This is a genomic window from Shinella sp. Sh6, assembly GCF_055392685.1.
This window is the reverse complement of record NZ_AP044005.1, coordinates 136,781-156,009: the sequence shown is the minus strand read 5'-3', so window position 1 is coordinate 156,009 and position 19,229 is coordinate 136,781. Positions and strand designations below refer to the sequence as shown.

Here is a 19,229-nt window from a genome sequence, read left to right as displayed (position 1 = left end):
CCAATCTCCCCCCTTGAGGGGGAGATGGCCGGCAGGCCAGAGGGGGGTATCACGCCCACTATGCTTGAAGGGCTAGCAAAACCTCAGGCCGCGGCCTGCGCGGCCCCGATCTTGCCGAGCTGGATGACCGCCTGGGTGCGGCTGTCGACGTTGAGCTTCAGAAGGATCGCCGAGACGTGCGCCTTGATGGTGGCCTCGGAGACACCGAGCTCGTAGGCGATCTGCTTGTTGAGCAGGCCTTCTGCGAGCATGGCGAGCACGCGCGACTGCTGCGGGGTGAGCGTGCGCAGCCGGGCGATGAGGTCGGCGACCTCGCTGTCCTGCTCGGCCCCGCGCACATAGCCGCCGGGCGTATAGACATTGCCCTCCAGCACCGAGCCGATCCCCTCGCGGATATCCTCGATGGAGGCCGACTTGGAGATGAAGCCCGAGGCGCCGAGGTCGAGCGCGCGGCGGATGGTGGCCGGATCGTCGCTCGCCGAGACGATGACGACAGGAAGGCTCTGGAACTCGGCGCGCAGCGAGATGAGGCCGGAAAGGCCGCTGACGCCGGGCATGGCGAGGTCGAGCAGCAGGAGGTCGGCATTGGGGTTGGCGGCGGCAGCCTTGCGCGCGGCCTCGAAATCCCCCGCCTCGACGATATCCGGATTGCCCGCCATGCCGGTCAGCGCCTGTTTCAGCGCGCCGCGGAACAGCGGATGGTCATCCGCGATGATGATCGTGAGTGCCGATGCCATTCACTCCCTCCCCGGAGTACGAAGACCTTCGTGGACCTCGTGACGGCCGCGGCGCGGGTCTGGCCGGCGCTGGCTGGTCCGTCAGGTCTTCTGCGGGATCGCGTCCTTCCCGGGGGCGGTTTCCTCCTTGCCGTCCTCCAGGTTCTTCACGATGCCCATGAACCTCTGCATCATTCTTTCCATGATGCTCATGGTCCGGTCAATCTCTTCGTCCGTCGGCAAGGCGGGTTTTGCCGCCGTTCCGCTCGCAACGCCGCCCTTTTCCAAGGCTTCGACGCGTTTCGTGAGCAGATCCAGCTCCTTTTCGAAGGCCGCGCGCTCGTCTGCGGCCATGCGGCAGACGATCTGCCCTTCCTGTTCCCGGCAAAGCGATATCTCGCCGGATACCGTGTCGAGCCGCACGAGGCCCGTATCGGTCTTTTCCATGCGGTAGCGGCCTTCGCCCTCGGCATGGGCCGAGCCTGCGAGCAGCGAGGCGACGAAGATCAGGGGCAGAGAGCGAATTCGCATGCAAAATCCTCCAGGAGCCGTTTTGCGAGCCTGTCGCCGGTGGACATTCGCCGTTCTTTACGGCAAGCGCTACCGTTGAAGACGGCAGGCAAGGGAGAAACGGGCGAGATGGCCAAGACAATCTACAAGATCGTTCCGGCAAGTCTGTGGCAAAATGCGAAGGACGCCGGGATTTTCGAGGGCGCGGCCATCGATCTTGCCGACGGCTATATCCATTTCTCCACCGGACCCCAGGCTAAAGAGACCGCCGCCCGCCACTTCGCCGGCCAGGAGGATCTCCTCCTCGTCGCCGTCGACGGCGATGCGCTCGGCGACAGGCTCGTCTACGAGCCCTCGCGCGGCGGCGATCTCTTCCCGCATCTTTATGCCGCCCTTCAGCTTTCCGCCGTCCTTTGGGAAAAGCCGCTGCCGCTTGGAGACGACGGCGCCCACCAGTTTCCGGAGATGCCCAACTGATGTCGCTCCTCTCGACCCTCGGCCGCAAGGGCCTCTTCCTCTTCGATCCCGAGACCGCGCACGGCCTTTCCATTGCCGCGCTGAAGACCGGCCTGGTGCCGGCCTGCCCGGCCAAGGCCGATCCGCGCCTTGCCCAGACCGTCGCGGGGCTTGCCTTTCCCAATCCGCTCGGCATGGCCGCCGGCTACGACAAAAATGCCGAGGTGCCGGAAGCGCTCCTTCGCCTCGGCTTCGGCTTCACGGAAATCGGCACCGTCACGCCGCGCCCGCAGGCCGGCAATCCGAAACCCCGCATCTTCCGCCTTGCCGCGGACGACGCCGTCATCAACCGCCTCGGCTTCAACAACGAGGGCCATGCCGCCGCGCTCGAACGGCTGAAGGCCTGCCGGCGCGATGCGCTGATCGGCGTCAACATCGGCGCCAACAAGGACAGCGAGGACCGCATCGCCGACTATGTGGCGGGCATCCGCACCTTCTACGACGTGGCGCGCTATTTCACCGCCAACATCTCCTCGCCCAACACGCCGGGCCTGCGCGACCTTCAGGCGAAGGAGAGCCTTCATGCGCTGCTTTCCGCCGTGCTTTCCGCCCGCGCCGGGGAGGAGACGCGCAGCGGGCGCAAGGTGCCCGTCTTCCTCAAGATCGCGCCGGACCTCACCGAAGAGGGCCTCGACGACATCGCCGAGGTCGTCCTTTCCCATCCGCTCGACGGGCTCATCGTCTCCAACACGACGCTGTCGCGCGCGGGGCTTTCCGATGCGCGCCTTGCGGGCGAGGCCGGCGGGCTTTCCGGCAAGCCGCTCTTCGAGAAATCGACGGCGGTGCTCGCCAGGATGCGCAAGCGCGTCGGCGAGAGCCTGCCGATCATCGGCGTCGGCGGTGTCTCCTCCGCCGAGACGGCGGCCGAGAAGATCCGCGCCGGGGCCGACCTCGTGCAGCTCTATTCCTGCATGGTCTATGCCGGCCCGAGCCTCCCCGGCGAGATCGTCGGCGGGCTCTCGCGCATTTGTGATCGCGAGCAGATCGCCTCGATTTCCGCGCTTCGCGGCACCCACACCGCCCATTGGGCGGACCGCCCGCTCTGATCGTCACGAGGGAACCACAGTCCGCTGCCAGCGTTTTCCTTCAAGCGGGTGGAGTGCCGGCAGAAGCCGGTTCGCATCGACGGTAGCCTGCACCGATCCCGCCGAAACGGCCGAAAAGGCCAGGAAGGGACGATACGATGGACGATCACGACGAACGGATCCGCCAAAGGGCCCATGAAATATGGGAGGAAGAAGGCCGTCCGGAAGGTCGCGAATATTCGCACTGGCTGCGCGCCCGGGCGGAAATCCAGGATACGGCCGGCGATGCGCCGGCTGAGGCCGGGCGCGCCAGCAAGGCCGACATTGCCCGCAACGCGCTTCCGCCGGGCACCGTGCCGGAAAATCCGACGGCCGAGAATCCCGACCGCATCGCGCGGTTGAAGCCCGCGCGCCCGAAAAAGCCGCTCGATGCGCGGGATATCGACGCCCAGCTCTGAACGGCCCGGGCCGGGGCCTAGCTCCGGCCCGCCACGGCGAATTGCCGCCCCGCCAGCGCCGGCAGGCGCAGGGCAAGGAAAATCCCCCGGAACGCCAGGAACAGGTTGAGCGCGAGCCAGAGCCCGTGATTGCCGAGGAGCGGCACGAAGAGGCCGATCGCCGCGATATAGCCGACGAAGGCTGCCAGCATCATGTTGCGCATGGCCGCCGACCAGGTCGCGCCGATGAACACCCCGTCCATCTGGAAGGCAAGCGCGCCGGTGATCGCCGTCAGCGCCGCCCAGGGCAGGTATTTCACCGCCTCCGCCCGCACGCTCTCCGTCGTCGTCAGGAAGCCGATGATATTTTCGCCGAAGAGGAGGAAGAGCAGCGTCGTCACGACGCCGAGGCCGAAGGACCAGAGCATGGTGAGCTTGACCGCCCGGTCGAAGGCGGGGCGGAAATTCGCCCCGAAAGCGCGGCCGACCAGCTGCTCGGCGGCATTGGCAATGCCGTCGAGATAATAGCCGGCGACGAGGAAGATGTTCATCAGCACGGCATTGGCCGCCAGCACCAGCGGCCCCATGGACGAGCCGATGCGCGTCATGATGGCGAAGGCGCCGATCAGCACGAAGGTGCGGATCATGATGTCCCGGTTGAGCGAGAACAGCGCCCGCATCCGCTCGCGCGCGAAGATCTCGGCGCGGGAGGGGCGTTCCCTCCGGTCGAAGCGCGAGACGACGAGGAGGAGGCCGGTGAGCATGCCGACCGTCTCGCCGGTGAAGGCGGCCCAGGCGATGCCGGCGACGCCCCAGCCGAGCCCGAGGCCGAGGACGATCGACAGCACGATGTTGACGCCGTTGATGACCGCCTGCAGGAAAAGCCCCGTCATGCCCTGCCCGCGCCCCAGCACGAAGCCGAGCAGCGCATAGTTGGCGAGCGACAGCGGGGCCGATAGGACGCGGATCGAGAAATAGATCGTCGTCACCTCCGCGACGCCGGGCGACGGCGCCATCAGGAAGAGGCCGGCGGCAAGCAGGAACGGCGAGAGCAGCGCGAGCGCGAGGCCCGAACAGAGCGCGATGGCGAGCGAGCGCCAGTAGACCGCCTGCTCCTCGCGCCGGTCGCCGCGGCCGAAGGCCTGCGCCACCAGCCCCGTCGTCGAGGCGCGCAGGAAGTTGAAGCTGCCGAGCAGGAGATCGAAGATCACCGCGCCGACGGCCATGCCGGCCAGCGCATCCGCCGAGCCGAGCCGGCCGGCGACCGCCGTGTCGGTCAGCCCGATCAGCGGCGTCGTCAGGAAGCCGAGCGTCATGGGAATGGCGATGGAAAGCACCAGCCGGTGCGTCACCTCGAAGGGGCCGGCGCCTTCATTTTCCTCTATCGTCGCTGCGCTCATGCTTCCGCCCCCTCGCTGCTTTTGCAGCCCCTCATCCGCTCAGCTCGAGAGCACCATCGACCAGTACGGCCGGTTGCCCGTGGCCGGGTTGCGCACCACCGCGACACCGAGCCCGCGATAACTCGACCCGAGCATGTTTTCCAGATGCTTCGGCGAACGATGCCAGGCCTCGAAGGCGTCCGCGGCGCTATCCTGCCCGGCCGCGATATTCTCGGCCGCCGGCAGTGCCACCTCCATGCCCTTCATGCGCTTCAGGAAATTCGCGCCGAAGCCGATATTGTGCTCCATCTTGCCGGCCGCGGCCATGCGGCTCGCCTGGTCCATCGCCGCCCGCTGCGCGGCCCTGTCGAGGACGAGCGCCGGCAGGCCGTGCTCGGCCCGCAGCCGGTTGATGGCGCCGAGCGTGGCGGCCGACTCGTCGCTGCCGGTGCCGGCGGACGGGGCGAGCACGCCCGTGGTGGAGCAGCCGGCGGCAAGCGCGGCGAGGGAGGCCGCCGAGGCGGCAAGCAGGTTTCGGCGGGACAGCATGGTCAGCGGCGATAGCTCAGGAGGCGGATGACGATGAAGACGGGAATGACGATGACGGCGCCGAGCAGGAGGTAGTCGCCGAGGCGGCCCAGCGTCTTGAAGCCCGTGTTCCACAGGTCGAGCACGAAATTGCGCACGGCGAAGAGAATGTCCTGCGGATAGAGCCCGAAGATCGACATCAGGAAGCCCACGGTCACCGACAGGATCAGGAGCTTGATGATCACGCGGATCGGCGTGTCGCCGAGGAACCCGTTCACGCCATTCGACATCGGCTGATTCTCCAAAAAGTCTCGTTTCTTCCAGATAAGCGGTCACCGCCCCCGCGGCAAGCGAACGGCGGCATACGAGAATTCGCTTGCGTTTTGCCGCGGCCCTGCCATGTAGCTCCGCCCAGTTTTCCCGTTTCAAAGCCGCCCATGACGAGCACGCACTTTTCCTCCGGCGATCTCATCGCCGACCGCCGCGCCGACTATGCCCGCATGTTCGCGCAATCGGGCGAGTTCGCCGAGGCGGCCGAGCTCATGGAGCAGGCGCTGGAACAGGTGCCCGGCTGGGCGGCTGGCTGGTTCCGGCTCGCCGAATATGCCGAGAAATCGGGCCGCAAGGAGGCGGCCGCCGCCGCGCTCGAAAGGGTCATGGCGCTCGATCCCACCGACATCTTCGGCGCCAGCCTGAAGCTCGCCGTGCTCGGCGCGGCCGAAGCCCCCGCCGCCCCGCCGACGCCCTATGTCGAACGGCTCTTCGACGACTATGCCGAGCGCTTCGACACCGCCCTCGTCGAGAAGCTGGACTATACCGTTCCGCAGACGCTCGCCCGCCTCGTGCTGAGCCATGCGGGCAAGGATGCGCATTTCGGCCTCGTCTCGGATATCGGCTGCGGCACCGGCCTCTTCGGCGTCGAGATCCGCGCCCATGCCGGGAGGCTCGAAGGCTTCGACCTTTCCGCCGGCATGCTGGCGAAAGCAGAGGAGAAGCAAGTCTACGACCACCTCGCGCAGGCCGATCTTTCGCTTGTCGCGGAGGCAAGCGGCCTCTTCGCCGGGGAAGCGGAGGCGCGTGCCGACCTCGTCAGCGCCGCCGACGTCCTCATGTATCTCGGCGACCTTGCCGAGGTCTTCCCGAGCGCCGCGCGCCTTGCAAGGCCGGGCGGGCTCTTCGCCTTTTCCGTCGAGGACGGCGGGGCGGGCGACGCACCGGTGCTGCGCCCCTCGCTGCGCTATGCCCATCCCGAGGCCTTCATCCGCCGGAAGATGAAGGAAAACGGCTTCGACCCCGTCGCCATGGAAAAGAGCGTCATCCGGCAGGATGCCGGCCAGCCGGTGCACGGCCTGCTTTTTCTGGCGCGCCGGCAGGGATAGCGCTTGCGCCCGATACGGCGCGCCTTACAACGACACAGGACCTTCGGAGATCAGGCATGGACGGCGAAAAGCGGCGTTTCGGCTTCTGGAACTCAATCCCCACCCGTCATACGCCGCTGGAGGACGTGCAGGGCATCTTCGCCAGCAGCATGATCGCCGCGCTCGGCCTCGCGCTGATGGGCAGCGCCGGGCTGGTGGCGAGCGGCACGGCGGGCGTCGCCTTCGTGCTGCATTACCTCACGGGCGTCAGCTTCGGCCTCTACTACACCGTCGTGAACATCCCGTTCTATATCCTCGCGCTGAAGCGGCTCGGCTGGGCCTTCACGCTGAAGACCATCCTCGCCGTCTCGCTGACCTCGCTCATCACCGAGTTCCAGCCGCATTTCGTGCGCATCGAGAGCATCGACCCGATGTGGACGGCGGTGCTGGCCGGCATCCTGCTCGGCTTCGGCCTGCTCGGCCTTTATCGCCATCGGGCGAGCCTCGGCGGCGTCGGCGTGCTGGCCGTCTACCTGCAGGATCGTTTCGGCATGCGCGCCGGCCTCGTGCAGCTCGCCTTCGACCTCGTGGTGCTGGTGGCGGCCTTTTCCGTCGCTGCGCCCTTCATCGTGCTCTGCTCGGTCATCGGCGCGCTGGTGCTGAACCTCTTCCTCACCATAAACCATCGCGCCGACCGCTATATCGCCATGTGAATTTTCGTGGGGGCCGCTTCACATTCGGCCGGCCGTCACTAGCTTAGGCGGGTGAGCACCATCGATTCCGCCGCCGCCCCCGCCCTCCTGCCCGCCCCCTTCGCCGACTGGTTCGAGAGCAAGGAGTGGCGGCCGCGCGCCCATCAGATGGAGCTGCTTTCCCGCGCAAGCGCCGGCGAAAGCCTGCTCCTCATCGCCCCCACCGGCGCCGGCAAGACGCTCGCCGGCTTCCTGCCGGCCCTCACGGACCTCACGCGGCGCGGAAAGATCCCGCCCGGCTCGGCCTTCACCGGCGTCCACACGCTCTACATCTCGCCGCTGAAGGCGCTTGCCGTCGACATCGAGCGCAACCTGACGAAGCCCGTCTCGGAGATGGGCCTGCCGATCACCATCGAGACGCGCACCGGCGACACGCCGCAGGCCAAGCGCCAGCGCCAGCGCCTCAACCCGCCGGACATCCTCCTGACGACGCCCGAGCAGGTCGCCCTCCTCATCGCCAACGGCGAGGCCGAGCGCTTCTTCAAGGACCTGAAATACGTGATCTTCGACGAGCTGCATTCGCTCGTCACCTCCAAGCGCGGGCATTTGCTCTCGCTCGGCCTTGCGCGCCTGCGCCGCCTTGCGCCCAGCCTCAGGACCATCGGCCTTTCCGCCACCGTCGCCGAGCCGATGGACCTGCGCCGCTGGCTGGTCGCGCAGTCTCCCAACGGGGAGAGCCACGCCGGCCTCGTCACCGCGCCGGGCGGGGCGAAGCCCGTCATCACCATCCTCAGAAGCGAGGAGCGCGTGCCGTGGTCCGGCCATTCGGCCAAATACGCCATGCCCGAGGTCTACGAGGCGATCAAGGCGCACAGGACGGCGCTCCTCTTCGTCAACACGCGCAGCCAGGCGGAAATCCTCTTCCAGGCGCTCTGGGCCATCAACGAGGACACGCTGCCCATCGCGCTGCACCACGGCTCGCTCGACGTCGGCCAGCGCCGCAAGGTGGAGCAGGCCATGGCGGAGAACCGGCTGCGCGCCGTCGTCGCCACCTCGACGCTCGACCTCGGCATCGACTGGGGCGACGTCGACCTCGTCATCCATGTCGGCGCGCCGAAGGGCGCCTCGCGCCTTGCCCAGCGGATCGGCCGTGCCAACCACCGCATGGACGAGCCGAGCCGCGCCATCCTCGTGCCCGCCAACCGCTTCGAGGTGATGGAGTGCCAGGCCGCGCTCGACGCCAACTATCTCGGCGCGCAGGATACGCCGCCGGTCGGGCACGGCACGCTCGACGTCCTCGCCCAGCATGTCCTCGGCATGGCCTGCGCCGCGCCCTTCGATGAGGACGATCTCTTTGCCGAAGTCACCACCGCCTCGCCCTATACCGGGCTGCCGAGGGAGAAATTCGCCCGCATCGTCCAGTTCGTCGCGACCGGCGGCTATGCGCTGAAGACCTACGAGCGCTATGCCCGCATCCGCAAGACCGCGGATGGCCTCTGGCGTGTCTCCAATCCGGGGGTCGCCCAGCAATATCGCCTCAACCTCGGCACCATCGTCGAGATGCCGATGCTGAACGTCCGCATGGTCAAACGCGGCGCGAAGGGCGCGGTCGGGCGCGGCGGGGCCTCGCTCGGCAAGGTCGAGGAATATTTCCTCGAAATGCTCTCGCCGGGCGACACCTTCCTCTTCTCCGGCAAGGTGCTGCGCTTCGAGGGCATCCGCGAGAACGAATGCCTCGTCTCCCAGGCCTTCTCGCTCGATCCGAAGGTGCCTGCTTACGCAGGCGGCAAGTTCCCGCTCTCCACCTATCTCGCCGATCAGGTGCGCTCGATGCTGGACGATCCCGCCCGCTGGGGCGAACTGCCCGAGCAGGTGCGCGACTGGCTCGCCCTCCAGCGCGACGTCTCCAGCCTGCCGAAGCGCGACGAGCTCCTGATCGAGACCTTTCCTCGCGGCAGCCGGCATTACATGGTCGCCTATCCCTTCGAGGGGCGGCTTGCGCACCAGACGCTCGGCATGCTGCTCACCCGCCGGCTGGAGCGCGCCGGCCGCCGGCCGCTCGGCTTCGTCGCGACCGACTATTCGCTCGCCATCTGGGCGCTGGACGATCTCGGCTATTCCTTCGCCGTCGAGCGCCCGTCGCTGGAAAACCTCTTCGACGAGGACATGCTGGGCGACGACCTCGAAGCCTGGCTCGACGAGAGCTTCATGCTCAAGCGCACCTTCCGCAATTGCGCCGTGATTGCCGGCCTTATCGAGCAGCGCCATCCGGGCAAGGAAAAGACCGGGCGGCAGGTCACCGTTTCCGCCGACCTCATCTACGACGTGCTGCGTAGCCACGAGCCGGACCACATCCTGCTCGAAGCCACGCGCGCCGATGCGGCGGCGGGGCTTTTGGATATTCAGCGATTGGGCGATATGCTGGCGCGAATCAAAGGCCATATCACCCATCGGCGGCTCACCCGCATCTCGCCGCTCGCCGTGCCGATCATGCTGGAGATCGGTAGGGAGACGGTGGCGGGCGAGGCGCAGGATTTCCTGCTGGCGGAAGCGGCGGAAGACCTGATCGCCGAGGCGATGGGCGAGGCCGGCATCTAGAAGGAACACGAAGGCGCATGCAGAGACTGGCGCTCGCATCGATGGAGATCGAGGATTTCGGCACCGTATCGGCGCGCACCGTCGTTGCCGGGGTCGAGGCCGTGTGCGATCCGCTCGGCGCGCTTTATCTTCCGGAAACGCGCCTCCTCGTCGTCTCGGACCTTCACCTCGAAAAAGGCGCCGCCTTCGCCCGCCGCGGCATGATGTTGCCGCCCTACGATACGCTCGCCACGCTGAAGGTGCTGGAGGCCGTCATCGCCCGCCACGACCCCGCCATCGTCGTCAGCCTCGGCGACAATTTCCACGACCGCGTCGGCTCCGCCCACCTGCCGGAGATATTCCGCACGAAGATTGCGGACCTGGCGCGCGGGCGCGACTGGATCTGGATCAACGGCAACCACGATCCGGACGGCACCGTGGACCTGCCCGGCCAGTCGGCCGACGAACTGCACTATGCCGGCCTTGCCTTCCGGCACGAGCCGTCGCTTGTCTCCCCCGCCGGCGAGATCGCCGGGCATCTCCACCCCGCCGCCACCGTCATCCGCCGCGAGAAGGCGGTGCGCCGCCCCTGCTTCGCCACCGACGGGCGGCGCCTCCTGATGCCCGCCTTCGGCCTGATGAGCGGTGGCCTCGACCTTCGCCACAAGGCGATGACCGGGCTTTTCGAGCGCCAGAACCTCATCGCCCACATGATGGGCCGCGACCGCATCTATTCGGTGCGCTTTTCCAATCTCAGGGGCTGACGGGCCTCAAGACCGCTTGTATCCTGCAAGCAGTTCTGGAGACCCCGCATGAAAGACACCCACCGTTCCGGCTGCCCGATCAACCTGACGCTCGAAGTGCTCGGGGATCGCTGGAGCCTGATCGTGCTGCGCGACATGATGTTCGGCAACCGCCGCCATTTCCGCGAGCTTCTGACGAAATCGGAGGAGGGCATCGCCTCGAACATCCTCGCCGATCGCCTGCGCCGCCTCGTCGACCGGGGCCTCGTCACGAAGGCGGACGATCCGAGCCACAAGCAGAAGGCGCTCTACAGCCTCACCGAGATGGGCATCGCCCTGGTGCCGGTCTTCGCCGCGATGGGCGCCTGGGGCCGCCGCTTCCTGCCGGTGACGGAGGAGCTGTCGATCCGCGCCGAACTGCTCGAAGAGGGCGGTCCGGCCACGTGGGAAGCCTTCATGGAGGAGCTGCGCGCCATCCATATGGGACGGCCGCAGCCCGCCCGCTCGGTCTTCGGCGAGCTGCGCGCGGCCTATGAGGCCACCGTCGCGCGGCGGCGGGCCGAGGCCGCCGGCTGATCAGTCCTTGCGGAAGACGACGCTGGCGAGCCAGCCCGTCAGCACCGCCAGCATCACCGAGAAGGCGCCGTAGGCGAAGGACTGGTTGTAGGCGGCGTTGGAGATCATCTGCTCGATGCCGGTCTTCATGACGCGCAGCGGCAGGGCCTTTTCCGCGATGAAGACGCCGTCGCGGAAGAGATGCGCGCGCACGACATGGGTGCCGTTCGGCACGTTGGCCGGCAGCTTCACCGTCGCCTTGAAGAGGCTGGCGCTGATGAACTGCACGCCGCCCGGATCGCGCTGGTAGAAGCCGCCGCTTTCCTTGAGGCGCCGGAAGGCGTCGCGGAATTCGGTAAGGTTGCTGCCGTCGCCAAGATAGCCGACGGGCGACAGCCGGATATGCTGGATGCCGACGCCGACGCCGTTGAGGACGGGCGGCGCGGCGATGGTCTCCACATCCCGCGTGCTCGACAGCGAATAGGATTCCGGCACCAGCTCGAAGGTCATCGAGCGCCGGTTGACCCAGATGCCGAAGATGCGCTCCTTCACGCGCACGGTGTTGTTGTCCTTCGGTCCTTCCAGCGCCACGACGATATCGTACTTGCTCTGGGCGAGCAGGGACGGATCGTAGCCTTCGATGGCGCCGAAGATCGTCAGGTCCGCGCCGCGGAAATCCGAGGAAATGGCGATCTCGTCCGTGGAGATGCCGATCTCGAGCTTTTCGGGAAACTCCGCCGGCTTGTCCTCCTGCGCCCGTCCGAGCGCGGGCACGGCAAGGCCGATGACGAGGCAGAGGGCAGCGACCGCTCTCATCGGTAGACCCCCTCGCTGACGATGGAATAGATGTCCTCCGGCGTGACGACGAGGTCGACGGCAAGGCGGGCGCCGACGGCCAGCACGAGCAGCGCCAGCAGCGCGCGCAACTGTTCGCCGCGCAGCTTCTGGCCGACGCGCACGCCGTATTGCGCTCCGATGACGCCCGCCACCATCAGGATGAAGGCGAGGACGATGTCGACGGAATAGTTGGTCGTCGCCTGCACGACGGTCGTATAGGCCGTGACGAAGATGATCTGGAACAGCGAGGTGCCGACCACCACGTTGGTCGGGATGCGCAGGAGATAGATCATCGCCGGCACCATGATGAAGCCGCCGCCGACACCCATGATGGAGGTGAGGATGCCGATGCCGAAGCCGAGGCCCACCACCGGGATCACCGAAAGATAGATCTTCGACTTCTTGAAGCGCATCTTCAGCGGCAGCCGGTGCACCCAGTTGTGCTGGCCGGGCCGGCGCAGCGAGACGGGCTGGTTGGCGGCCGCGCGCCGCAGCGCCCTGATGCTTTCGAGCAGCATCAGCGTGCCGACGGTGCCGAGAAGCACCACGTAGAGCAGCGAGATGACGAGGTCGAGCTGGCCGAGGCTGCGCAGGAGCGAGAAGATCCAAATGCCGACCGTCGCCCCCGCAAGGCCGCCGACCAGCAGCACCGTGCCGAGCTTGACGTCCAGCGTGCCGCGGCGGAAATGCGAGAGCGCGCCGGAGATCGACGAGGCGACGACCTGGTTGGCGCCGGTGGCCACCGCAACGACCGGGGGGATGTTGTAGAAGATGAGGAGCGGCGTGATGAGGAAGCCGCCGCCGACGCCGAACATGCCGGAAAGGAAACCGACGGCCGCACCCATGCCGAGAATGATGAAGATATTCACCGAAAGCTCTGCAATGGGCAGGTAGACAGTCACAACGATACCCCGATCGGCAAAATTTTCCGCCCTGGCGGGCTTATCCGGCAGTCGCTCTCACCCGTTTTTCCCCGCCGCCGCGGCTGCTTTCCTCGGCGGGTCGCAGATACACGAAAGCGCCCGGTCGCAAGAAGGGAGCCCCTCCTCCGGCCGGTCGCGCCTTGCATCATGCAAGGATCGGTCATGTCGGCCCGCCGATCCGGTGTGCCGTCGCCGTCCTCATGGATGATAACGTCTGTCGAACGGATATCATCTTGAGACGACTTGTGGTTTTTCTATGGAGCGTCATGCCCGCCGGCGCCGGGCGAGTCAACCGGAGAAGCCGCTTTGCGGGGCTTCTCCGGCGTTCGAGCGGTCAGCCCGGCTGCTTGTTGCGCTTCAGAAGCTCGTTGACGAGCGCATCGTCGATCTCGCCGGTCTCCTTCTGGCCGACGGACTTCTGGAACGCCTTGATGGCGCCGACCGTCTTCTTGCCCATCTCGCCGTCCGGCGCGCCGGCATCGAAGCCGTTGTTGTTGAGGATGGCCTGGATGTTGCGGATCGCCTTCTTCATGTCGATGCTGGCGGTCTTGGCGGGCTTGCCGACCCATTCGTCGGGCATGTCCGCCGCATTCGCCTTGTCGTCGAGCGGGGCGGCCTTCCACAGCTCCGCCTTGGCCTTGGCGCCCGCAAGCTGCTCGGGCTTCATGGCGTTCGCCACCTCGTCGCGCTTTTCCGCCGCGTCCCGGTCGCCGTCACGGGCGGCGATGGCGAACCACTTGTAGGATTCCTCGAGGTCCTGCTTCACGCCGTTGCCGCGCGCATAGAGGATGGCGAGGTTGAACTGGCTGTCGCGCACGCCGAGCTCGGAGGCCTTCTGGAACCATTTCGCCGCGCCGGCAAAGTCCGGCGTCGCTTCGCCGGTGCCGGTCGCCAGCAGGACGGCGAGGTTGTGCATGGCGCTCGCATTGCCCTTTTCGGCGGCCGTCTCGTAAAGGCGGCGCGCGCGGTCGAGGTCGAGGTCGACGCCCTGGCCCTTCTCGTAGAGGTTGGCGAGGCGGTATTCGGCCGGCGCGAAGCCGCGGTCGGCCGAAAGCGCGTACCAGCGGGCGGCTTCCTTGAGATCGGTGGCAACGCCGCGGCCTTCCGTATAGCGCGCGCCGATCTCGAAGAGCGCCAGCGGATCGCCTTCGCTCGCCGCCTTGGAGAGCGAGGCCGGGGTGATCGCGTCCGGAACGGTGATCGCCGCCACCTGCGCTTCGCTTGCCGGCGCCTTCTCGACGGAGGCGTCCCTGGCCGTGTCCGGCGTTGCCAGCGGCTCGAAGCCGGCGGTCGCGTTGTCCGCGGTCAAGGCCGGCGATGTGACGATACCGGCATCCTTGGCGGAGGCCGTCAGCGCTTCTGCCTTTTCCTGCGTGCCGGAAAGCGCCGGCCCGCCCGCATCTTCGGCGACGACCGGATCGACAACCGTCTTTTCCCCGGCGACCGGGGCGGCGGCGACGTCTGCCGTGACGGCCTTGTCGGCGGCGGTCGCCGTTTCCGCAGGCTTTTCCTCGCTGCCGGCCACGGCGGTCTGCTCGACGAGCACGGGCGCATCCTCGCCGGTCAGCAGCGTGCTCACGAGCGGATAGGACATGATCGCCAGAAGCACGGCGCCGACGGCCAGCAGGATCGGGCGGCGGTGGCGCGCGAAGGCGGAGGGAGAGGCTTCGCCCTTGCCCGGCTTTGCCAGCTTTTCGGATTTCTTCGCCGGCGCGATGCGCGAGACGCTGTCGGCTTCCTCGGCGGCGAGCTTTGCGGCCCTGCGGGCGGCGGCGATGTAGTCCGCCTTGTCGGCGTCGTTGCCGGCACCGGCACGGTTGCCGGAAGCCTGCCCGGCACGCACGCGCTCCAGGATGCGGCGGACGTCCGGCACGCCGGAGCCGGGCTCCAGAAGCTGGTTGGCCTCTTCCGGCGCCAGTTCGTCGACGGGGTCGATCGAGGGCGTGGGGTCGATCTGGCGGCGCTCGGCCTGCGGGGCCGTTTCCTTGCGGGCGGGGGCGAAGCGGCGCTTCAGGCCGGCGAGAAGGCCGCTCTTCGGCTGGGCCTCCTCCTCGTCGTAGCCGGCGAGCGCCATGGCCTCGACGGCCGCGTCGTCGACGGCGTCGAAGCGCTCGGGCGCGGGGATGTGCTCCACCTCGATCTCGGCGAAGCGGCTTTTCTCCTCGGCGGGCACGGCCTCGATGGGACGGCGGGGCGCAACGCCGAAGCCGTCATCCTCGAAAGGGTAGTCGTTGATGCCGAGACCGGTGGACGGCGCGGCATCCCGGCCGACATCCATGGCCGGCATTTCGGCGCGCGGCATGGCGGGCTCGCGCCGGCCGAAGCTTTCGCGCGGGGCGTCGAGCTGTTCGAGGCGGCCGGCGATCTGCACCAGCGTGTCGTGCAGCGCATCGAAGGTGCGGGCCGTGCGTTCCTCGCTGGAACGGGTCATCTCTTCCAGCGCGCGCAGGTCCCCGGCAAGGCCGGCAATGGCTTCCATGTCCGTATGGGCCGCGGCGGTCGGTCCGGCATGACGGTAGGCCTCCATCACGGCTTCGGCCGCCTGACGGGCGGCCTCGACGATGTATTCGTCATTGGTCGCCATGTAGTCTTCGACCGTCGCGAGGCGGTTCTCGAATTCCGAAGGAACGGCGGCAGAGGCGGAGGGCGTGTTGATCAGCGTGGAGAGATGGGCGATCTGCGCCTCGAGCCCGCGCAGCGCCTCATGGTCGCCGGCCGGGGCCGTGCGCGTCGCGTCCAGCCGGTCGGCAATCGCCGAAAGGCGGCCCTCGATGTGCGAGAAGCGGTCTTCCTGGAAGGGGCTGCCGACGGGCGCGTCGAGATTGTCGATGCGGCGGGCGAGCGCGTCGAGCCGTTCGGCAAGCTCGCCGTTGACGCTGCCCTGGTCGAGCGCGTCGATCTTGCGGGAAATGTCGGAGAGGTAGTCGGCAAGCGCGTCGCCGCCCGCCATGGCGGGCGCGGCGTGATGGCTTTGCTCCAGCATCAGGGAGAGCTGCTCGATGCGCTCCTCGAGCCTCAGCGCGGCGCGCTCGTGCGACAGGTCCTCGATACGGTCCGCCAGCGCCTCGATGCGTGCGGAAAGGCCCTGGTCCTGCGCAGGCGCCGGGCGGCGGGCGATGAGGTCGAGCTGGCCGGCAAGGTCGGCGATGCGCGCTTCGAGGCGCTGCATCGTCGAATGGTCGGCCGGGGAGGACTGCTGCATGCGGCCGGCGGCGGCAATGGCGCGGCTGATCTCGTCGAGGCGGGCGTCCAGCCCCTCGAACTGCGAGGCGACGGCCGAGGCGAGGCGCCCGCCGTCCGGCTCGCCATGGCGGCCGAGCATGTCGACCGACTGCGCGACGGCCTCGATCTTGTTCTCCAGCGCGCGGATCGCGGGTGTCGCGCTCATCGTGCCGATCTGGTTCTTCAGCTCGTCGAGCCGGTAGGCGAGCGCCACCAGCTCGTCGTCGCGCGTCTGGTCGAAGGCGGAAAGCTTCTGCTCGACGCCGTTCCAGCGGTCCTCCATGCGGCGCACGGAATCCTCGCGGGCAAGGCCGTCCAGCACGGAGCGCAACTCGTCGAACTCGACGCGCAGGCCTTCGGTCTGGCCGGACTGGCGGCCGAGCTGGCTGATGCCGGCGGAAAGCCGGTGCAGCTCCTCGCGCAGGTCGTCGTTGCTGCCGCGGCCCTCGGCCGTCTGGCGGATGCCGCGGATCTCGGCGCGCAGCGTCTGCATCTCGCGCTCCAGCCCGTCGGCGATATCCTTCTTGAGGTCCTGGCGCAGCGATACGAGCGCCCGTGCGATGTCCTCGACATTCCCCTCAGTGCGGACCGGCGCGCTGCCATAAGCGGCCTGCGCCTGCTGGGCGGCGGCGTGGTGGTCGAAGGAAGAAGGCCGGCGCTCGCGTTCCAGGCGCTGGGCGACGCGCTCGCGGCTGCCGTCGATGGCGCGCTGGCGCTGCATGATCTCGGAGACCGGGTCGTCGCGCAGCGGAACGGCGCGGGCGGGCTCGTGGCGGGTCGGCTCGGCGCGCGGCGCAAAGCGCTCCTCGCTGCGTCCGCGCGTGTCCCGCCCGGTCGCCATCAGCCCCTCGATGCGGGCTTCCAGCCCCTCGATGGTGCGATTGAGCGCGTCGAGCGAAGAGCGTTCGCCGTGACGTTGCGGGTTTCGCGATCCGTTCATCTTCGCCTCGCTTTGGCGGCCATCGGCCTGCCGGGAGATACTTTTGCGGGCGCCGCCCGGCGGCTGCGCCCTTCGTCCATGGGTGGCGGGGAGAAAGTATCGTCCCTGTTCCGGCCGGCGCATCCGCCCCGGCGGCACTAAGGGCGTCGACATGATTCCCGATCCCACGCTCTCAGGCGTCACAATTCACGAAACATGGTAAACAGCGCGTTAACCGCCTCGGAAATTTTTTAACGATTTGCTCATAGACTGAGACCCGGAAGGACAAGCGTCACGCAGCGACCGGCGCCAGCGCCCGCTCAAGGACCGCACGCCTCCGCCCCCTCCCGACGAATTTTTTGCCGCATGCACGTTTTGACGTTTACGCAAACGTCAAAGTTTTATAGTATCCATCCCCAAGGAGCGGACTTTGTCCGCGGCATAGGTGAGGAACGCGAGACATGCCGATCTACAAGGCCCCCGTGAATGACACGCTTTTCATCCTGAACGACGTTCTGGCGCTGGAGCGCTACAACAACCTGCCGGGCTTCGCCGACGCGACGGGGGACATGGTGGAAGCGATTGCCGGCGAGGCGGCCAAGCTCGCCGAGGAGGTGCTGTTCCCGGTCAACCTTTCCGGCGACCAGGAAGGCTGCGTGCGCCACGAGGACGCCACGGTGACGACGCCGAAGGGCTTCAGGGAGGCTTACGACCTCTACCGGCAGGGCGGCTGGATCGGCCTTGCCGTGCCGGAGGAATTCGGCGGCCAGGGCCTTCCCTACGTGCTCCACACCGCCGTCGGCGAATACATGTCGTCGGCCAACATGGCGCTCACCATGTATCCGGGCCTGACGCAGGGCGCGATCGCCGCGATCCTCGTGCATGGCTCGGACGACCAGAAGGCCGCCTACCTGCCGAAGATGGTGGAAGGCACCTGGACAGGCACCATGAACCTGACGGAGCCCCATTGCGGCACCGACCTCGGGCTCCTGCGCACCAAGGCCGTGCCGCAGGCCGACGGCTCCTACAAGATTTCCGGCCAGAAAATCTTCATCTCCGCCGGCGAGCACGACATGTCGGAGAACATCGTGCATCTGGTGCTGGCCCGCATCGAGGGCGCGCCGGAAGGCACCAAGGGCATCTCGCTCTTCATCGTGCCGAAGTTCCTCCTCAAGGACGACGGCACGCCGGGAACGCGCAATTCCGTTTCCTGCGGCGCCATCGAGCACAAGATGGGCATCCACGGCAACGCCACCTGCGTCATGAACTACGACGAGGCGAAGGGCTTCCTCATCGGCGCGGAGAACAAGGGCCTCAACGCCATGTTCGTGATGATGAACGAGGCCCGCCTCGGCGTCGGCCTGCAGGGCCTGTCGATTGCCGAAATCGCCTACCAGAACGCCGCCGACTATGCCCGCGAGCGCCTGCAGGGCCGCTCGCTCTCCGGCGTCAAGAACCCGAACGGCAAGGCCGACCCGCTGATCGTCCATCCCGACATCCGCCGCGCACTGATGACCATCCGCGCCTGGACGGAGGGCGGCCGGGCCTTCACCCTCTGGACGGCGCTCCAGTCCGACATTGCCCACCGCGCCAGCGACGAGAAGGAGCGGCAGGCGGCCGACGACATCCTCGGCCTGATGACGCCGATCCTCAAGGGCGTGCTCACCGACAAGGGCTTCGACCACGCCGTCATGGCCCAGCAGGTCTTCGGCGGCCACGGCTATATCGAAGAGCACGGCATGAGCCAGTATGTGCGCGACGCGCGCATCGCCATGATCTACGAGGGGGCAAACGGCATCCAGGCGCTCGACCTCGTCGGCCGCAAGCTCGGCATGAACGGCGGGCGCGCCGTCATGGCCCTCTTCAAGGAGATCGGCGATTTCTGCGAGGAGAACCGGGGCGACGAGAAGCTCGCCTTCTTCACCAAGAACCTCAAGAAGGGCCTCAACGACCTTCAGGCCGGAACCATGTGGTTCATGCAGAACGCCATGGCCAAGCCCGACAATGCCGGCGCCGGCTCGACCGACTACATGCACCTCTTCGGCCTCGTCGTCGTCGGCTACATGTGGGCGAAGATCGCGAAAGCCGCCGAGGAAGGCCTTGCGGCCGGCGCGGGCGAGCGCGAGGATTTCCTGAAGAACAAGCTGGTGACGGCAAAATTCTTCATGGAGCGACTGATGCCGGAAACCGCGCTGCGCAAGACCCGCATCGAAGCGGGCGCCGACACGACGATGGAATTGGCCGCCGAAGCGTTCTGACGCTTTGCCCCTCACCCCAGCCCTCTCCCCGCAA

General features: G+C 67.5%; 17 protein-coding genes. 9 read left to right on the top strand and 8 right to left on the bottom strand.

The features are described from left to right. Positions 1-83: 83 nt before the first annotated feature. Positions 84-737 (bottom strand): response regulator transcription factor, encoded by a 654-nt coding sequence (locus tag ACZ5TO_RS00725; protein WP_184145531.1) that lies wholly within the window; start codon positions 735-737, stop codon positions 84-86. Positions 738-818: 81 nt separating this feature from the next. Further along, positions 819-1,247 carry a hypothetical protein gene (locus ACZ5TO_RS00720; RefSeq protein ID WP_184145532.1) on the bottom strand — a complete coding sequence of 143 codons (429 nt, stop codon included), beginning with the start codon at positions 1,245-1,247 and terminating at the stop codon, positions 819-821. Positions 1,248-1,355: 108 nt separating this feature from the next. Here ACZ5TO_RS00720 and ACZ5TO_RS00715 point away from each other — a divergent pair, with 108 nt between their 5' ends. From ACZ5TO_RS00715 to ACZ5TO_RS00705, 3 genes are all read left to right on the top strand, one after another. Further along, entirely contained in the window at positions 1,356-1,703 is a 348-nt protein-coding gene (locus ACZ5TO_RS00715) for a DUF952 domain-containing protein (RefSeq protein WP_464799194.1), read from the top strand. Next, positions 1,703-2,788 (top strand): quinone-dependent dihydroorotate dehydrogenase, encoded by a 1,086-nt coding sequence (locus tag ACZ5TO_RS00710; protein WP_464799193.1) that lies wholly within the window; start codon positions 1,703-1,705, stop codon positions 2,786-2,788. The genes ACZ5TO_RS00715 and ACZ5TO_RS00710 overlap by 1 nt, the downstream gene beginning before the upstream one ends. Before the next feature lie 137 nt (positions 2,789-2,925). Continuing rightward, positions 2,926-3,225, top strand: a complete 300-nt coding sequence (locus tag ACZ5TO_RS00705; protein ID WP_184145535.1) for a DUF2934 domain-containing protein — start codon at positions 2,926-2,928, stop codon at positions 3,223-3,225. A 17-nt stretch (positions 3,226-3,242) separates the two neighbouring features. On the opposite strand, the gene ACZ5TO_RS00700 is transcribed toward ACZ5TO_RS00705, so the two are convergent. From ACZ5TO_RS00700 to ACZ5TO_RS00690, 3 genes are read right to left on the bottom strand one after another with little or no spacing between them, the layout of a single operon-like run. Further along, positions 3,243-4,604 carry an MATE family efflux transporter gene (locus ACZ5TO_RS00700; protein WP_464799192.1) on the bottom strand — a complete coding sequence of 454 codons (1,362 nt, stop codon included), beginning with the start codon at positions 4,602-4,604 and terminating at the stop codon, positions 3,243-3,245. A gap of 39 nt (positions 4,605-4,643) precedes the next feature. Then, positions 4,644-5,132: a CAP domain-containing protein gene (locus tag ACZ5TO_RS00695; protein WP_464799191.1), complete on the bottom strand. Its 489-nt coding sequence runs from the start codon at positions 5,130-5,132 to the stop codon at positions 4,644-4,646. Between the two features lie 2 nt (positions 5,133-5,134). After that, the gene (locus ACZ5TO_RS00690) at positions 5,135-5,401 is read right to left on the bottom strand and encodes a DUF6460 domain-containing protein (RefSeq protein WP_184145538.1); all 267 of its coding nucleotides are present in this window, start codon (positions 5,399-5,401) and stop codon (positions 5,135-5,137) included. 147 nt (positions 5,402-5,548) lie between these two features. Between ACZ5TO_RS00690 and ACZ5TO_RS00685 the strand changes: the two genes are divergently transcribed. The 5 genes from ACZ5TO_RS00685 to ACZ5TO_RS00665 are packed head-to-tail and all read left to right on the top strand — an operon-like array spanning position 5,549 to position 11,057. After that, on the top strand, positions 5,549-6,490 hold the full coding sequence (locus ACZ5TO_RS00685) for a class I SAM-dependent DNA methyltransferase (RefSeq protein ID WP_464799190.1): 942 nt from the start codon (positions 5,549-5,551) through the stop codon (positions 6,488-6,490). A gap of 56 nt (positions 6,491-6,546) precedes the next feature. After that, on the top strand, positions 6,547-7,182 hold the full coding sequence (locus ACZ5TO_RS00680; protein ID WP_464799189.1) for a DUF6198 family protein: 636 nt from the start codon (positions 6,547-6,549) through the stop codon (positions 7,180-7,182). A 51-nt stretch (positions 7,183-7,233) separates the two neighbouring features. Beyond that, positions 7,234-9,759: a ligase-associated DNA damage response DEXH box helicase gene (locus ACZ5TO_RS00675; RefSeq protein ID WP_464799188.1), complete on the top strand. Its 2,526-nt coding sequence runs from the start codon at positions 7,234-7,236 to the stop codon at positions 9,757-9,759. A gap of 17 nt (positions 9,760-9,776) precedes the next feature. Further along, a complete protein-coding gene (pdeM, locus tag ACZ5TO_RS00670) occupies positions 9,777-10,502 on the top strand; it encodes a ligase-associated DNA damage response endonuclease PdeM (protein WP_464799187.1) in 726 nt (241 codons plus the stop codon). A gap of 48 nt (positions 10,503-10,550) precedes the next feature. Continuing rightward, positions 10,551-11,057, top strand: coding sequence for a winged helix-turn-helix transcriptional regulator (locus ACZ5TO_RS00665; protein ID WP_464799186.1), 507 nt, complete (start codon positions 10,551-10,553; stop codon positions 11,055-11,057). Here ACZ5TO_RS00665 and ACZ5TO_RS00660 read toward each other — a convergent pair whose 3' ends face one another. The 3 genes from ACZ5TO_RS00660 to ACZ5TO_RS00650 all read right to left on the bottom strand — a co-directional run bounded on the left by ACZ5TO_RS00660 (position 11,058) and on the right by ACZ5TO_RS00650 (position 16,958). Beyond that, positions 11,058-11,852: a TIGR02186 family protein gene (locus tag ACZ5TO_RS00660; protein ID WP_464799185.1), complete on the bottom strand. Its 795-nt coding sequence runs from the start codon at positions 11,850-11,852 to the stop codon at positions 11,058-11,060. It abuts the gene before it with no gap. Then, positions 11,849-12,775 (bottom strand): TSUP family transporter, encoded by a 927-nt coding sequence (locus ACZ5TO_RS00655; RefSeq protein ID WP_184145545.1) that lies wholly within the window; start codon positions 12,773-12,775, stop codon positions 11,849-11,851. The genes ACZ5TO_RS00660 and ACZ5TO_RS00655 overlap by 4 nt, the downstream gene beginning before the upstream one ends. Before the next feature lie 355 nt (positions 12,776-13,130). After that, positions 13,131-16,958, bottom strand: a complete 3,828-nt coding sequence (locus tag ACZ5TO_RS00650; protein WP_464799184.1) for a peptidoglycan-binding protein — start codon at positions 16,956-16,958, stop codon at positions 13,131-13,133. Positions 16,959-17,398: 440 nt separating this feature from the next. Between ACZ5TO_RS00650 and ACZ5TO_RS00645 the strand changes: the two genes are divergently transcribed. Next, positions 17,399-19,195, top strand: a complete 1,797-nt coding sequence (locus ACZ5TO_RS00645; RefSeq protein WP_464799183.1) for an acyl-CoA dehydrogenase C-terminal domain-containing protein — start codon at positions 17,399-17,401, stop codon at positions 19,193-19,195. Positions 19,196-19,229 lie beyond the last annotated feature (34 nt).

Bases quoted from the DNA above. Each gene is read 5' to 3' on its own strand.
- ACZ5TO_RS00690 (WP_184145538.1), bottom strand. From the start codon at position 5,401: ATGTCGAATGGCGTGAACGGGTTCCTCGGCGACACGCCGATCCGCGTG.
- ACZ5TO_RS00715 (WP_464799194.1), top strand. From the start codon at position 1,356: ATGGCCAAGACAATCTACAAGATCGTTCCGGCAAGTCTGTGGCAAAAT.
- ACZ5TO_RS00725 (WP_184145531.1), bottom strand. From the start codon at position 737: ATGGCATCGGCACTCACGATCATCATCGCGGATGACCATCCGCTGTTC.
- ACZ5TO_RS00680 (WP_464799189.1), top strand. From the start codon at position 6,547: ATGGACGGCGAAAAGCGGCGTTTCGGCTTCTGGAACTCAATCCCCACC.
- ACZ5TO_RS00695 (WP_464799191.1), bottom strand. From the start codon at position 5,132: ATGCTGTCCCGCCGAAACCTGCTTGCCGCCTCGGCGGCCTCCCTCGCC.
- ACZ5TO_RS00650 (WP_464799184.1), bottom strand. From the start codon at position 16,958: ATGAACGGATCGCGAAACCCGCAACGTCACGGCGAACGCTCTTCGCTC.
- ACZ5TO_RS00700 (WP_464799192.1), bottom strand. From the start codon at position 4,604: ATGAGCGCAGCGACGATAGAGGAAAATGAAGGCGCCGGCCCCTTCGAG.
- ACZ5TO_RS00660 (WP_464799185.1), bottom strand. From the start codon at position 11,852: ATGAGAGCGGTCGCTGCCCTCTGCCTCGTCATCGGCCTTGCCGTGCCC.
- ACZ5TO_RS00720 (WP_184145532.1), bottom strand. From the start codon at position 1,247: ATGCGAATTCGCTCTCTGCCCCTGATCTTCGTCGCCTCGCTGCTCGCA.
- ACZ5TO_RS00645 (WP_464799183.1), top strand. From the start codon at position 17,399: ATGCCGATCTACAAGGCCCCCGTGAATGACACGCTTTTCATCCTGAAC.
- ACZ5TO_RS00705 (WP_184145535.1), top strand. From the start codon at position 2,926: ATGGACGATCACGACGAACGGATCCGCCAAAGGGCCCATGAAATATGG.
- ACZ5TO_RS00710 (WP_464799193.1), top strand. From the start codon at position 1,703: ATGTCGCTCCTCTCGACCCTCGGCCGCAAGGGCCTCTTCCTCTTCGAT.
- ACZ5TO_RS00665 (WP_464799186.1), top strand. From the start codon at position 10,551: ATGAAAGACACCCACCGTTCCGGCTGCCCGATCAACCTGACGCTCGAA.
- pdeM (WP_464799187.1), top strand. From the start codon at position 9,777: ATGCAGAGACTGGCGCTCGCATCGATGGAGATCGAGGATTTCGGCACC.
- ACZ5TO_RS00685 (WP_464799190.1), top strand. From the start codon at position 5,549: ATGACGAGCACGCACTTTTCCTCCGGCGATCTCATCGCCGACCGCCGC.